The sequence below is a fragment of the Vibrio sp. A8-1 genome (assembly GCF_013048685.1).
GTDB lineage: Bacteria > Pseudomonadota > Gammaproteobacteria > Enterobacterales > Vibrionaceae > Vibrio > Vibrio metschnikovii.
Genome location: NZ_VHTC01000020.1, coordinates 14,825 through 29,179, shown reverse-complemented (window position 1 = coordinate 29,179; position 14,355 = coordinate 14,825). Strand labels below are relative to the sequence as shown.

At 43.7% G+C, this 14,355-nt stretch carries 12 protein-coding genes; 8 read left to right on the top strand and 4 right to left on the bottom strand.

Going from position 1 to position 14,355, the window contains the following annotated elements; translation table 11 throughout:
* Window positions 1–73: 73 nt before the first annotated feature.
* From FKN93_RS11725 to ahpC, 3 genes are all read right to left on the bottom strand, one after another.
* Window positions 74–511 carry a DUF3069 domain-containing protein gene (locus tag FKN93_RS11725; protein ID WP_004396583.1) on the bottom strand — a complete coding sequence of 146 codons (438 nt, stop codon included), beginning with the start codon at window positions 509–511 and terminating at the stop codon, window positions 74–76.
* A 272-nt stretch (window positions 512–783) separates the two neighbouring features.
* Window positions 784–2,352, bottom strand: coding sequence for an alkyl hydroperoxide reductase subunit F (gene ahpF / locus FKN93_RS11720; protein WP_170905152.1), 1,569 nt, complete (start codon window positions 2,350–2,352; stop codon window positions 784–786).
* 179 nt (window positions 2,353–2,531) lie between these two features.
* Window positions 2,532–3,089, bottom strand: coding sequence for an alkyl hydroperoxide reductase subunit C (gene ahpC / locus FKN93_RS11715; RefSeq protein WP_004396579.1), 558 nt, complete (start codon window positions 3,087–3,089; stop codon window positions 2,532–2,534).
* 207 nt (window positions 3,090–3,296) lie between these two features.
* Between ahpC and FKN93_RS11710 the strand changes: the two genes are divergently transcribed.
* From FKN93_RS11710 to galM, 7 genes are all read left to right on the top strand, one after another.
* Window positions 3,297–4,544, top strand: a complete 1,248-nt coding sequence (locus tag FKN93_RS11710) for a serine protease (RefSeq protein WP_170905151.1) — start codon at window positions 3,297–3,299, stop codon at window positions 4,542–4,544.
* A complete protein-coding gene (locus tag FKN93_RS11705; protein ID WP_050782746.1) occupies window positions 4,541–4,900 on the top strand; it encodes a hypothetical protein in 360 nt (119 codons plus the stop codon). Before FKN93_RS11710 ends, FKN93_RS11705 begins: the two co-directional genes overlap by 4 nt.
* A 594-nt stretch (window positions 4,901–5,494) precedes the next feature.
* Window positions 5,495–7,054, top strand: a complete 1,560-nt coding sequence (locus FKN93_RS11700) for an AbgT family transporter (RefSeq protein ID WP_154171135.1) — start codon at window positions 5,495–5,497, stop codon at window positions 7,052–7,054.
* A gap of 254 nt (window positions 7,055–7,308) precedes the next feature.
* Complete coding sequence (galE, locus tag FKN93_RS11695) at window positions 7,309–8,322, top strand: UDP-glucose 4-epimerase GalE (protein WP_154171134.1); 1,014 nt, start codon at window positions 7,309–7,311, stop codon at window positions 8,320–8,322.
* 86 nt (window positions 8,323–8,408) lie between these two features.
* Window positions 8,409–9,461, top strand: a complete 1,053-nt coding sequence (locus FKN93_RS11690) for a UDP-glucose--hexose-1-phosphate uridylyltransferase (RefSeq protein ID WP_170905150.1) — start codon at window positions 8,409–8,411, stop codon at window positions 9,459–9,461.
* A 185-nt stretch (window positions 9,462–9,646) separates the two neighbouring features.
* Window positions 9,647–10,807, top strand: coding sequence for a galactokinase (galK, locus tag FKN93_RS11685; protein ID WP_170905149.1), 1,161 nt, complete (start codon window positions 9,647–9,649; stop codon window positions 10,805–10,807).
* 9 nt (window positions 10,808–10,816) lie between these two features.
* Window positions 10,817–11,881 (top strand): galactose-1-epimerase, encoded by a 1,065-nt coding sequence (gene galM / locus FKN93_RS11680; protein WP_170905148.1) that lies wholly within the window; start codon window positions 10,817–10,819, stop codon window positions 11,879–11,881.
* A gap of 144 nt (window positions 11,882–12,025) precedes the next feature.
* Here the strand turns inward: galM and FKN93_RS11675 are convergent, their stop codons facing one another.
* Window positions 12,026–13,051 (bottom strand): LacI family DNA-binding transcriptional regulator, encoded by a 1,026-nt coding sequence (locus FKN93_RS11675; protein WP_170905147.1) that lies wholly within the window; start codon window positions 13,049–13,051, stop codon window positions 12,026–12,028.
* Window positions 13,052–13,267: 216 nt separating this feature from the next.
* On the opposite strand from FKN93_RS11675, the gene FKN93_RS11670 reads away from it, so the two are divergent.
* The gene (locus tag FKN93_RS11670; protein ID WP_170905146.1) at window positions 13,268–14,338 is read left to right on the top strand and encodes a cellulase family glycosylhydrolase; all 1,071 of its coding nucleotides are present in this window, start codon (window positions 13,268–13,270) and stop codon (window positions 14,336–14,338) included.
* The last annotated feature ends 17 nt before the right edge of the window (window positions 14,339–14,355 follow it).

Here is a 14,355-nt window from a genome sequence, read left to right as displayed (position 1 = left end):
TGAGTGTTTAGAAAATAAAAAAGCTCGCGATTACGGTTAGATAACGGCGAGCTAGGTATCAATGGTTATTGAACTATTTAACAAACACGTCTTTAAAATCACGTTTTAAAATAGGATCACGACGGGCTTTTTTGATTTGTTTGACCATGTCTTTAACACAGTTATGTAAGACTTGATCGAGCAATTCGGCGCGGTACTCTTCTTTGTCTTGCTCACTCATGTCTTTAGGTAATTTTAGTGTCGGAAACTCTTCCATTACATTGACGCCTGCAAACGCTTGGCTTACTGAGATCAGTGCATGGAACTGCTCAAAGTTATCAAGAATGTTTTGCGCACTAGCAGGAAGGCTATTCCATGCTTCTCTAACGACCTCTTCTGAGACTTCATGAATTGAAGCCACCATGTTGTACATTTGCTCGGGTACTTGGTCAAATTCAATCACCTGACGCAGTTCAGGGGATACGGTATCCAAATTAACGATCGGTGCTTCAGTTTGAGTCGTGTCTGACATGAAAAATTTCTCATCAAGGAAAAACCTCATGCTAAAAAGTTACGCTGAAATGTCAACCTAAACGTATCAATAAAGCGCTAAGCGCGGAGATTTTGTTCGTATCATCAGCATGACTAGCAGTTGGTAAAGGTTGATGCTGAGCTTTTCTGCTAAAAATTAGACTAAAAGCCACATCGCTATTGAATTCATAACAAAAAAAGACTCTCACGACAGCGACCTAGAAAAGGAGTCAGCCGCGTCGTAAGAGTCATATTGGTTATGTTAAGCCAAGATTAGTTCTGTTGGCGAATCAAGTAATCAAAAGCGCCTAAGCTGGCTTTAGCTCCTTCGCCCATCGCAATGATGATTTGTTTATAAGGGACCGTTGTTGCATCACCAGCAGCAAATACCCCCTCAAGGCTGGTTTCACCACGACTACCGATTTCAATTTCACCACGCGGTGATAAGTTAACCGCTGAATCTTTCAGCCACTCAGTGTTCGGTACTAAACCGATTTGCACAAAGATCCCCGACAATTCAATGTGTTTAATTTCATCAGTATGACGATCTTTGTAGTTCAATCCGGTCACTCGGGTACCGTCACCGATCACTTCAGTAGTTTGCGCCATCGTGATGATATCAACGTTTGGCAATGAGTTAGCTTTGTTGATCAATACTTGGTCTGCGCGCAAAGTATCAGCAAACTCCAGTACCGTAACATGCTCAACGATACCCGCTAAGTCAATCGCCGCTTCAATACCTGAGTTACCACCACCGATCACTGCGGTTCTTTTGCCTTTAAATAATGGGCCGTCACAGTGTGGGCAGTAAGCCACGCCTTTATTGCGATATTCTTGCTCTCCTGGTACGTTCATTTCACGCCAGCGAGCACCTGGGCTTAAAATCACGCTGCGACTTTTAAGGCTAGCACCGCTTTGTAAACCGACATGAATACGTCCATCATCGGTAAATTCTGCGCCCATTAATTTATCGGCTTGCTGTTCAGTAATAATATCAACGCCGTACTCTTTTAAATGCTCAGTTAGGTTAGCGGTAAGCTTCGGACCTTCAGTATGTTTGACCGAGATAAAGTTTTCGATAGCCATGGTATCCATGACTTGACCACCAAGACGCTGAGCAACAATACCGGTGCGAATGCCTTTACGAGCCGCGTAAATCGCTGCTGCTGCACCGGCTGGACCACCGCCAACAACCAATACGTCGTAAGGGGCTTTCTCATTGAGGCTGGCCGCTGCTTTTTCGGCGGCGCCATCGTCTAACTTATGCAAAATTTCAGTTAGACTCATGCGTCCTTGGCCAAACAGCTCGCCGTTTACGAATACGCTTGGCACCGCCATAATGTCGCGCTGTTTGACTTCATCTTGGAATAGAGCGCCATCGATCATCGTGGTGCGAATATCAGGATTAATTGCCGACATCATATTGAACGCCTGCACGACATCGGGGCAGTTTTGGCAAGACAGTGAAATAAAAATCTCTACGTCTAATGTTTTGTCTAACTGGGCAATTTGCTCAATGACTTCTGGCTCCAGTTTCATTGGATGGCCGCCAGAGTGAAGCAGGGCAAGAACTAAAGAAGTAAATTCATGGCCCATAGGCACACCAGCAAAACTTAATTGGGTTGCTTTCTCTGGGTTACTGACCGTCATAATAGGTTTACGCGCACTGGCATTATCGTCACGCTCGACCGAAACTAATGGGCTGAGTTCAGCAATTTCATTAGCCAGAGCTAGAATATCTTGCGCTGCTTTACTTTCATCGAGGCTGACCACTAAACGGACGTCTTGTTTCAGATTACTGAGATATTGTTTTAATTGTTGTTTAATCGCTTGGTCTAACATAGAAACACCTTGTCGAATACGTTGAAAAAAATGGCCACTCTGGATGAATGTTTTTAAGAGAGAGCAAGCTAGGCATTTAGGTCGTCAGAGTAAAACACCCAGCCTGCTCTTAATCGATTAACGTCTGTGCTTGCGGATGTGGTTTAACACCACAGGTTCGCTATCAGCGTTAATTAGAATTAGATTTTGCCTACAAGGTCTAAAGATGGCGCTAGCGTTTCTTCACCTTCTTTCCATTTTGCAGGGCACACTTCACCTGGGTGAGAAGCTACATACTGAGCCGCCTTGATCTTACGCATTAGGTCTTGTGCATCACGGCCAATGCCTTCAGCGGTGATTTCCATCGCTTGGATAACACCTTCTGGATCGATAACGAAAGTAGCGCGGTCTGCTAGGCCTTGACCTTCACGCATCACACCGAAGTTGTTGGTGATGTTGCCAGTTTGGTCACCGACCATGTAGTAGTTGATTTTGCCGATCGTGTCAGAACTGTCGTGCCATGCTTTGTGAGTGAAATGAGTGTCAGTAGAAACTGAGAACACTTCAACGCCGCGTTTTTGTAACTCTTCATAGTGATCAGCAAGGTCACCAAGTTCTGTTGGACAAACAAACGTGAAGTCAGCTGGATAGAAGAAGAACACGGCCCATTTACCGAGAACGTCTTTTTCTGTGATTTCTACGAATTCACCGTTTTTGTATGCAGTTGCGCTAAATGGTTTGATTTGAGTGTTAATCATTCTTTACTTTCCTTTTCTGTAAGTTTTTGATTTCGCAATGTGTTGCGCTCGGTAAGTATATTCCCACTTTGAGTTGATAAAGGAAAATTGCTTGTGTCTATCCTATTGATAGGTGAAAGCTATGTTTTGGGGCTAATAATGGTTCTGTCGTTGATTGGTTGGGGAAATCACGCTATATAGTCAATTACATGATTGTGGAGTACATAAATGCGTAAGATGATATATCTTTGGCTCTTGAGCACAGCTTTACCGTTTCACGTCAACGCAGAAACAGCAAGTCGATATGATCGATTCGATGAGTTATCTCTCCGTATTATTGGTGGTGAAAAGTCATCAGAAAATGATTGGCCTTTTATGACTGCATTAGTCAAAAACAATGCAATTAATACTTATAAAGGACAGTTTTGTGGGGCGAGTTATATTGGGCAAGGATTTGTTTTAACCGCAGCTCATTGTATAGATAATAAAAGAAGCCATGATTTTCATGTGCATATTGGTATTTACGATTTATCGAAATCCAGTACACAAGGTCAAGCCGAAGAAGTGAGGGCTATCTATATTCACCCTGCTTATAACAGGCTCACTCATGTCAAGGATATTGCTTTGATTGAGTTGATTAGCCAACCAAATTTACCAACCGTTAAGTTGGCGACAGGGTATAAGAACAACGAGATATCAGAAAGAACTATGTTAACGGTGATAGGCTGGGGGAAACTAACCACAAAGATAAATAGTTATCCTAATATCTTGCATCAAGTTAACTTACCTTATGTGCCGCGTTCAAGTTGTCAGAATTTAGGTAAGCGCTATAACAATATTACAGATAGTGATATATGTGCTGGCTTTTTGGAAGGTGGAAAAGATTCTTGTCAAGGGGATAGCGGTGGTCCATTAGTGTACAGCCATAATGGTGGCATTGAGCAGGTGGGTGTGGTGAGTTGGGGAGACGGCTGTGCTCAGCCAAACGCCTATGGGGTTTATGCTAATGTTGCTTATTTTCAAGATTGGATCGCTGAGATAAAAGAATCGGGTATCAGTTATACCCAATATACTTATCGTAAAGTCACTCAACCAACCGTAGAAGAAGAGCTTGTTATAGAGAATACCTCTGATACGGCATTATCTATTGTTGACATAGAACTTGAGCCTGATTCCAAACTCACCATAACAACCAATACTTGTCTTGATGCGATTTTGGAACCTTCTAATAGCTGTAGTATCCATCTAACCTCAACCTCAAAAAAACTGTTTACTCAACTGGATGATATTCGCGAGGTACAACAGTTAGTGGTGACGACTGACCGCTTGAATGATGAATTATCGCTTTTCTTGGTGTTTGAACGTGATAAACCAGCCTTGCCTTCTTCTTCCGGCTCAGGCGGCAGTATCGGTTGGTCTTTATTTGGGTTAGGCTTACTCGGTTGGTTACGTTTTCGTAAAGGAGTGAGATTGTGATAAGAGTCGTATTCAGTACATTATTAGTATTCATATTGAGCGCTTGCAGCGGCGCTGAGAGTGCAGCAACTGACCCAGTGGTTGGAGATAAAATTCCTCTACTGAGTTATCAAGTCAACCCCAATCATATCGCCTTTGAAGCGCTAGGTAATGGATGCAGTCAAGCGGATCATTTTGCGCTACAAATCGATTCAATTCATCGACAAGCAGCAACGGTATCAGTGATACGCGTTAAACAAGATATGTGCCGCCGTATGCCGATGTGGGAATCGTTCACGCTTGCTTTACCTAAAGAGCTCCAAGGTAAAACCCTTTCTGTGACCAACCCCCAAGGGCAGGCAGATAGTAAAGGTTAATAATCACAACGTGTTTATGGTTTGTGAGATAAACCCGCGGCGCAGTGCCTAGTTATGGCTGCGCCGTTTTTAGTCGTCACGCATTAGGTCATCGACGAGCGATAGTGCCTGCCATTCAGAACACCCTAAATCGTTAACTAGACGATTCAACGTTAATCGAGCCACTATTGAAGAGGATCATTCGGTACAAAAGTTAAGCCCGATACTGACTCTTTCTCCTTTCTTTTTATCTGATTCTTCAACAAATAATGATATCAGTGCTAATTTTTAAGCTTTTCTACCCTTTATTGGTCGATAGTACTTGAAATGTCCCATTAACTTTTGATTTACTCTGCGGCAGCATTACCAAGCTGAATGCAATTGACTTGGTGATATATGCTGAGCTGATGGACAATAGCCACCATTTGTCTATTGAGATAGCCACTCAGCTCATCGCAATAATTCAGCTTACTCTCTTTCTACTTACTGTGATGGTAGCGTAAACCATGGCTATTTTTCCTCATATATAGTGATGATTGAGGTCGATATAGAGTGTTTCGCTAAGTAGTTTGAGCATGGCAATGATTAATGGATGACATAAGGATAGAGAAATCAATGAGTGAAATCGCGGATAAGGAATCAACGCAAGGCCGTGGTGTACTGCGTTTTATTGCCCTTGCGGGACAGAAAATCCCAGACCCTATTGTGATATTTATGGTGCTATTTGCTGTCTGCTTACTCCTCACTGGGGTGATGAACGGTGTGCAGTTTGTAACCACGGGGGCGGATGGCGCGAGCACCACGCATAGCATTAAAAACATGCTGGCAACCGAGCACGTGCGTTGGGTGTTTGATAATGCGTTATTGCAAAACTGGCTAGCCTTTGGTGGCGGTGTATTGGGTGTCATTCTGATCGTCATGATTGGTGTCGGCATTGCCGAGCATTCCGGTTTATTGAGCACCGTGATCAAACGAGTTGGCACTAAAATCAGTGATCGTTGGTTACCTTTGCTACTGGTCTTTTTAGGGATCATGAGTTCGATCGCCAGTGATGCTGGTTATTTAGTCTTAATTCCTTTAGCTGGTATGCTTTACGCTGGTTTAGGTAAAAACCCACTAATCGGTATGAGCGCGGCATTTGCGGGTGTTTCTGCCGGCTTTAGTGCCAACTTGATCCCAGCTACGCCTTCAGACGTGATCATCGGCGTTAATGCCCGAGTCTTTGCTGAGGCGCAAGGTGTCCCGTTTGTGAATGCGGCGGGAGAGGCGCTTAATCCTGCAACAATGCATTATTATTTTATTTTTGTTTCCACCATTTTGCTTGCCGTTGTTGGTGCTTGGGTGACGAAACGTTTCGTTACTCCACGCTTAGAAAAGATGAGTTATCAGCTTCCCGAAGACTTGAATTTAGATGACTTTAAAGTCACTGAGAAAGAGCAAAAGGGATTACGCGCTGCAGGAGTGGGTTTAATTCTTGCGCTATTAATGGTGTGGGGACTGATTGTTGGTCCATTAGCAACCTATACCGATGCCTCTGGCCGTGAAGTGACGCCGTACCTGAATAATGTCATTTTATTGATTGCCTTAGTTTTCACCATTATTGGTGTGTTTTTCGGTGTAGCGAGCGGTAAATTCAAGAAAGTGCAAGACGTTGTACAAGCGATGGTTAAGCAGATGAACACCATGGGCTATATCTTAGTCTTGACCTTTTTCTGCTATAACTTCTTGGCTTTACTTAGCTATTCCGGTCTTGGCACTTATATTACCTATCTTGGTGCGACCTTCTTACAATCTCTTGGATTGCAAAAATTCCCGATCTTATTGATTGTTGGTTTCTTGCTGACCACTGCGGTGATTAACCTCTTTGTGGGTGGTCTAACTTCTAAATGGATGCTATTAGGCCCTATTTTTGTGCCAATGCTCTATCAAGTAAACCCGAATATGACGCCAGATTTAGTGGCTGCTGCTTATCGTGTTGCGGATTCATCAACCAATATTATTACGCCGATGATGAGTTATGCTGGGGTTATTTTAGCCTTTATGCGTAAGTACAAACCGGAGCTATCGTTTGGTGATGTGATTGCGATGATGATCCCTTATTCTGTTGCCTTCTTAGTTTCTTGGACAGTATTACTGATTGGTTTTTTCACACTTGGATTACCGTTAGGTTTCTAAAGGTGGTGCTGTTTTGCTGGAAAGCCCGATTGCATATCGGGCTTTTTTTTGCCTCCCTATCTTGGTTTTTGGCTTTCTATTGTTATCGTTACCACTATTTTGGTCTTTAAAATTGAAGATTTAAATGTTTATTTTATTTCATTTGAATGATTTTGTGTAAACGTTACCACTTTGAGGTTTTTATCACAGAAAAATAGATCTCTCTACTGATAGACTGAATGTCATTGAGGCAACGTTGAAGAGTAAGAGGGTTTATGAGTGTTTTGATTACTGGTGGGATGGGCTACATTGGCAGCCATACTTGTGTTCAGATGATTGAAGCGGGCCTTGAACCGATTATCATCGATAACTTATGTAATGCAAAAGTGGAAGTGTTAAACCGAATTGATGCGTTAACAGGAAAGAAACCTATCTTTTATCATGGTGATATACGTGATGAGGCATTTTTAGATTCGGTCTTCACGCAGCATGATATCCAAGCAGTGATTCACTTTGCGGGCCTCAAAGCAGTTGGTGAATCGGTGGCAAAACCACTTGAGTATTATGATAATAACGTCAATGGTTCATTGGTCTTGACGCGTAGTATGCGTAAAGCCGGAGTGAAAAGTCTCGTCTTCAGTTCATCGGCGACAGTGTATGGTGACCCAGACATTGTACCTATCACCGAAGATTCTCCAACAGGATCAACAACGAATCCATATGGTCGTAGCAAATACATGGTGGAGCAGTGCCTAAGTGATCTGTTCCACGCTGAAAACGACTGGAGCATTACCTTGCTGCGTTACTTCAATCCGGTCGGCGCACATCCATCGGGCTTGATGGGGGAGGATCCGCAAGGTATTCCCAATAATTTGATGCCGTTTATTGCACAAGTCGCGGTAGGTCGAAGAGAAAAACTCTCTCTATTTGGTAACGACTACCCAACTCCAGACGGTACAGGTGTGCGTGACTACATTCATGTGATGGATTTGGCCGATGGACATCTTGCGGCACTTCAGTCTGTGGGAGAGAAATCGGGGTTGCATATTTACAACTTAGGTACGGGTAAAGGTTCTAGCGTACTTGAGATGGTTAACGCTTTCAGTGAGGCTTGCGGCAAACCAATCCCTTATCAAACATGCCCACGTCGTCCGGGTGATATTGCTCAGTGCTGGGCGAGTACAGAGAAAGCGGCGCGTGAATTGAGCTGGAGAGCGACGCGTAACGTAGCTGAAATGACGGCGGATACGTGGCACTGGCAAGTTAAAAATCCGAATGGCTATTCTTAGCATAATTGAACACATTGCTGTTTACTGTGCTTCTCACGCTGTTGGGAAGCTCAATTTGAAGAATCTTTAAAAGTTGAGTAAGTCAGATGTCAAATATCAAATTTAATCCTGTGGATCATCCTCATCGCCGTTACAACCCGTTGACGGGGCAATGGATTTTGGTTTCCCCCCATCGTGCAAAACGTCCTTGGAGTGGTGCTGACGAAAAGCCAGCGCTTGATGAGTTGCCAAATTATGATGACAAATGTTTTCTTTGTCCGACTAACGAGCGTATCTCGGGCGATATCAATCCAGATTACAAGGACACATACGTATTCAGTAACGACTTTGCTGCATTGATGGTGGATTCTCCAGATGCGCCAGAGTCGGACAATCCACTGTTCAAAACGCAAGGCGTCCGTGGTTTAAGTCGAGTGATTTGCTTCTCTCCTGACCATAGCAAAACGCTGCCAGAGCTACCCGTTAATAAAATTCGCAACGTAATTGACACATGGAACGAGCAAATCGAAACCTTGGGTAAAGAGTACGTATGGGTTCAAGTGTTTGAAAATAAAGGCGAGACAATGGGCTGCTCTCAGCCGCACCCACATGGTCAAATTTGGGCGAACAGTTTTTTACCCAATGAAATCGAGCGTAAAGAGCATCATCTCAAGGCGTACTACCAAGAACATGGCACTAACTTGTTAGTCGACTATGCACTGGCTGAACGAGCTGATGGATCGCGAACCGTCGTTGAAACGGAACACTGGCTTGCGGTAGTACCTTATTGGGCAGCATGGCCATTCGAAACGATGTTGCTACCGAAAGCGCATATTCGTCGTATGAGTGAACTCAGCGGTGAACAACGTGATGATCTTGCTGTTGCCATCAAAAAACTCACCAGTCGTTACGATAATCTTTTCCAATGCTCTTTCCCTTATTCAATGGGTTGGCACTACGCGCCGTTTTTTGAACCGGGAACCAACATCGAACATTGGCAATTGCATGCGCTGTTTTATCCCCCATTGTTGCGCAGTGCCACCATTCGTAAATTTATGGTGGGTTACGAAATGCTAGCAGAAAGCCAGCGTGATTTAACCGCTGAGCAAGCCGCGCAACGTCTACGCGATGTCAGTGATGTGCACTATAAAGAACAATAATTTCGATCATTGTTGAAGCTGTAGGCTGCCTGACGAATGAATAAATCAACTGCATATGAATAATCTATGCTTTCGGAGTGAATTCGTTTGTCGCCTTGTTGCAGCTCTACCTATTTAAGGGATGTGATAATCGTGGCTTGAGATTTACGCTGCGATTAGAGAATTAAACCGTTTGAGAATTTACTATGTCTGATCTAATTCAAAATGTGAAAGCGTCTTTTGCGCAAGTGTTTGGTTACTCACCTAGCCATATTGTCCAAGCACCTGGTCGTGTGAATTTAATTGGTGAACATACCGATTACAATGATGGTTTTGTCCTGCCATGTGCCATTAATTATCAAACGATGGTGGCGGCAGCAAAGCGTACGGATAACCTCGTGCGCGTGGTATCAGTGGATTACGGTAACGAGATTGATGAGTTTGATATCACTGAAGACATTCTCTTCCAACAAGACAAAATGTGGGCCAACTACATTCGTGGGGTGGTGAAGTGTCTGTTGGCTCGCGGATACCAGTTTACTGGCGCAGATATTTCAGTGAGTGGCAACGTACCTCAAGGTGCCGGCTTGAGTTCATCTGCAGCATTGGAGGTAGTTATTGGTCAAACGTTTAAGGTGCTGTTCAATCTCGAAATTAGTCAAGCAGACATTGCGTTAAACGGCCAGCAAGCAGAGAACGAATTTGTCGGTTGTAATTGTGGCATCATGGATCAAATGATTTCGGCTGAAGGACGTGAAAATCATGCCATGCTATTAGATTGTCGTAGTCTAGACACTGAAGCGGTATCGATGCCAGAAGATATGGCGGTTATGATCATTAACTCAAATAAAAAACGCGGTTTGGTTGATAGCGAATACAACACTCGTCGTCAGCAATGTGAAGAGGCGGCCCGAATCTTTGGTGTGGCAGCATTGCGTGATGTGACGATTGAGCAGTTTAACGAGAAAATCGCTGAACTGGATGAAATGATCGCAAAACGTGCTCGTCATGTCATCACGGAAAACGATCGTACTTTGGCTGCTGCTCAGGCTCTTCGGGCGCACGATATGAAGCGGATGGGGGAGTTGATGGCGGAATCACACGCATCGATGCGAGATGATTTCGAAATCACTGTACAAGAAATAGACACCTTAGTTGAGATGGTCAAAGACGTGATTGGTGTTCAAGGGGGCGTACGTATGACGGGTGGTGGTTTTGGGGGATGTATTGTTGCTCTCGTTCCGCCAGCGTTGGTCGATGCAGTAAAAGCAACGGTTGAAGCAAAATATCAAGCAGCGACAGGCTTAACTGCGTCAATTTATGTGTGCCAAGCCAAAGATGGTGCTGGCTTAGTTGAAGTCTTGTAAGGGTATTTGATGAACGCACATTTTGAACTCCTAGAACAAGCTATGGCTAAAACGCCGTCGTTTGATGGCCAAGTCGCAAATTTGGTTCATCTTACTAACGCGAATGGTATGACCGCATCGTTTATGGATATCGGCGCAACGTGGCTGAGTTGCACACTACCAGTGAATGGTGAGAACCGTGAAGTGCTATTGCGTTCGCCAAATATGGCTGAACACATGAAGCAAGGCGCTTACTTTGGTTCTATTGTTGGTCGTTTTGCTAACCGAATTGCCAAAGGCCAGTTCGAGATAGATGGAAAATTGTATCAAACGGGCATCAATAATGGTGACCATTCACTGCACGGCGGGTTGGATGGCTTTGATAAACGACGTTGGAAAGTCGAGGAACAAAGTATTCAACATGTGGTTTATTCGCTTCAATCGCCAGATGGTGACCAAGGTTATCCTGGTAATCTCGATATTAGTGTGACTTACAAGCTCACTGATGACAATGAATTGTCTATCTCCTATGACGTGACGACGGACAAAGCATCACCAGTAAATTTAACCAATCACGCTTACTTTAATTTGGCTGGTGAGGCAAGCCGTGCGAAAAGTTTAGATCACGTTTTACAGCTTCATGCGGAGTATTATTTGCCTACGGATGCGGGGTTAATTCCTCTTGGTGAGCAGAAGTCGGTTTTAGGTACCAGCTTTGATTTCACTGCTCTCAAACCGATTGGTCAAACCTTTCTTGCTGAGCAGGATCAGAAAATGGCTGGTGGTTATGATCACGCCTTCGTATTCGAACCAGAAGTGACCGATGGCATATCTACCGCCGCGATTCTTATTGCACCAGAGAAAGAGGTGGTGATGACGATTAAAACCACAAAACCAGCCGTCCAGTTTTATTCGGGTAATTTCTTAGCTGGCACTCCTGGTGCAAGTAAAATCTATGAATCTTATGATGGTCTTGCTTTAGAAACACAGTACTTTCCAGATGGCCCAAACAAGCCACAATGGGGACGTAACCGAGGGATATTGATGCCGATGGAACGTTACCAACATCGGACTATTTATCAATTTGAATGTTAGCAATCTCGTCGTAAACCCTCGCCCGATCTTAGAGCGGGGATATAAGGCGAAAGGACGATAGCACTTTAAGATAGACAGAGGTTATCTTTAACATTTGCCACTGTCGTATTACTGATATTCCAATGTTGGGGCTGTCATAGTGGGCTAGATGCCCACTTTCTTTAGTTTTGCCGAAGAGGTCCGAATGATAAGCTCACCTTCCACTTTACGTTTATTGGTAAGTAAGGGTTGGTTTTCAATCAATGCCATTAGTGATTCGACAGCAAGCTTACCCATGTCAGAGTAAGGTAGCTCAACGGAAGTCAATGCTGGGAAACTCTCAGAGGCGATTTGTTGATTATCGTAACCGACTACGGCGATATCTTGTGGAATTTTCAAACCTAATTCAGCTATCGCTTGATAGCAGCCCATCGCCATATAATCGCTACTGCAGAAAATCGCTTCTGGTCGAGGATTCATGTTCATCAGTACTAATGTTTGCTGATAGGCTTCTTTTAGTGACCAGTTTGCTTCGACTAGATAATCCGCGTTAGGAATAATATCTGCATCAATGAGTGCTTGACGATAACCATCAGCACGTTGCTTACTGGCTAACATCCAGCTTTCACCAGATAGCATAGCAATGCGACGATAGCCTTGTATTGTCAGGTGCGAAACGGCCTTATAAGCTCCAATCATATCGGCGGGTAGAATACTTGGTGTTTCAGTATTTTCCTCGTTGGTGCAGTTTAGCAATACCGTCGGGAGCAAGGTTACAACCCTTTGCTGCTCCAACTCTCGTGTCATACTTGATGCGTAGATTAAGCCTGCATAATCACCACTGTTGATTTCCGATTCTATCTTACTGGCCAACACCTCATCATGGTTGTAATTAAACGTCACTAAAATATAGTCATTTGACCAAGCTTCTTCCCTTGCAGTATTGATCGCATCGATAAATGGGTCATAGCTAGTTAATCCATTGATCACTAGTGCTATTTTTTTTGGTCGCCCCAGAGCATGGGCGACCTTTTTACTTTTATAACCCAGCAACTCTGCGGTTTCGAGTACTTTGCGTTTGGTTGCTTCAGCAATTTTTACGGAGGTTGAGCCATTCAATACCAGCGATACAGTGGACTGAGATACTCCAGCCGTTGCTGCTATGTCACCCATGGTAATTTTCTTAACCATTTTGATTTTCCACTTAATCTCGTTAGCTAAAGATATTAGCTAAAGATTAAGTTTGGATCATCCTTTAAAGGTTAAGATCACAAAAGTAACTTATAGCGCCTGAAAAGCTGTGACTCCCACCACGTTTCTTCTCTTATCATCTAGTCATAAAATTATTAATAAATATATTAGCTAATATTATTAGTTAATTAATGGTTTAGTTTTAAGGAAATCAAGATGAAAAGATGGTCAGAAGAAAAAGCGTGGCAATGGCAAAAAGAGCATGGTTGGTTACGTGGTTTTAACTATTTACCGCGTACCGCAGTAAATTGGAATGAGATGTGGCAGGAGGAATCTTTTTCACCCGAGATAATAGAGCAAGAGTTAGCATGGGCACATGAGGTGGGCTACAACACTTTACGTACTAATTTACCATTTATTGTCTGGCAAGCGGATCGTGACGGTTTACATGCGCGAATTGAGCATTTTCTGGATATCTGCGAACGCAATCAAATCAAAGTAATGATGACGCCTATGGATGACTGTGGTTTCTCTGGTGATCATCCCTATCTTGGTGCCCAAAAAGCACCGATACCTGATTTACACAACAGCCAAGCTGCGGCTAGCCCTGGCCGTAATGTGGTAATGGATAAATCCATGTGGGGTGATGTCGAAGCCTATATCCGCGACATCATAGCTACTTATAAAGATGACCCTCGGATTGTTATTTGGGATCTCTATAATGAGCCAACCAATCGGATGATTTTCACCACCACAGGTGAGATAGCTTATGACGAAGAGATGGAAACCTTCAGTCATGATTTGATGGAAAAAGCGTTTGAGTGGGCACGTGAAGAACACCCAACTCAACCACTCACGGTTGGTGCTTGGCATGCCCCAAGCATTCTTGACCGAAGCTTACCAATTTATGAACATCCAACCGACCGAAAAGCGATGGAACTGTCAGACATCATCACTTTCCATGCTTACTTACCACTCGATCTATTCCATCAAGCTATTGAGATTGTTGAAAGATATAACCGACCAATGATGTGTACTGAGTGGCTTGCTCGTCACGCGCAATCGTACTTGCATGAACAACTGCCTATCTTCAAACAGAAGAATATTGGCTGCTATCAATGGGGATTGGTGAAAGGGAAAACCCAAACACACCTTCCTTGGCCGGAAATCAAACGTAACGATGCCAATTATGCGAGTCAATGGTTCCACGATCTGCTTGATGAGCAAGGACAGCCATATGACGTAAACGAAGTGCAATTAATTAAAACGCTCGCAGAAGTGGATTAATTGCCTGTGAGCCGACC

Excerpts from the sequence above, each read along its gene's own strand:
- ahpC (WP_004396579.1), bottom strand. The coding sequence starts at position 3,089 with ATGATTAACACTCAAATCAAACCATTTAGCGCAACTGCATACAAAAAC.
- FKN93_RS11710 (WP_170905151.1), top strand. The coding sequence starts at position 3,297 with ATGCGTAAGATGATATATCTTTGGCTCTTGAGCACAGCTTTACCGTTT.
- galE (WP_154171134.1), top strand. The coding sequence starts at position 7,309 with ATGAGTGTTTTGATTACTGGTGGGATGGGCTACATTGGCAGCCATACT.
- FKN93_RS11675 (WP_170905147.1), bottom strand. The coding sequence starts at position 13,051 with ATGGTTAAGAAAATTACCATGGGTGACATAGCAGCAACGGCTGGAGTA.
- galK (WP_170905149.1), top strand. The coding sequence starts at position 9,647 with ATGTCTGATCTAATTCAAAATGTGAAAGCGTCTTTTGCGCAAGTGTTT.
- ahpF (WP_170905152.1), bottom strand. The coding sequence starts at position 2,352 with ATGTTAGACCAAGCGATTAAACAACAATTAAAACAATATCTCAGTAAT.
- galM (WP_170905148.1), top strand. The coding sequence starts at position 10,817 with ATGAACGCACATTTTGAACTCCTAGAACAAGCTATGGCTAAAACGCCG.
- FKN93_RS11690 (WP_170905150.1), top strand. The coding sequence starts at position 8,409 with ATGTCAAATATCAAATTTAATCCTGTGGATCATCCTCATCGCCGTTAC.
- FKN93_RS11670 (WP_170905146.1), top strand. The coding sequence starts at position 13,268 with ATGAAAAGATGGTCAGAAGAAAAAGCGTGGCAATGGCAAAAAGAGCAT.
- FKN93_RS11700 (WP_154171135.1), top strand. The coding sequence starts at position 5,495 with ATGAGTGAAATCGCGGATAAGGAATCAACGCAAGGCCGTGGTGTACTG.
- FKN93_RS11725 (WP_004396583.1), bottom strand. The coding sequence starts at position 511 with ATGTCAGACACGACTCAAACTGAAGCACCGATCGTTAATTTGGATACC.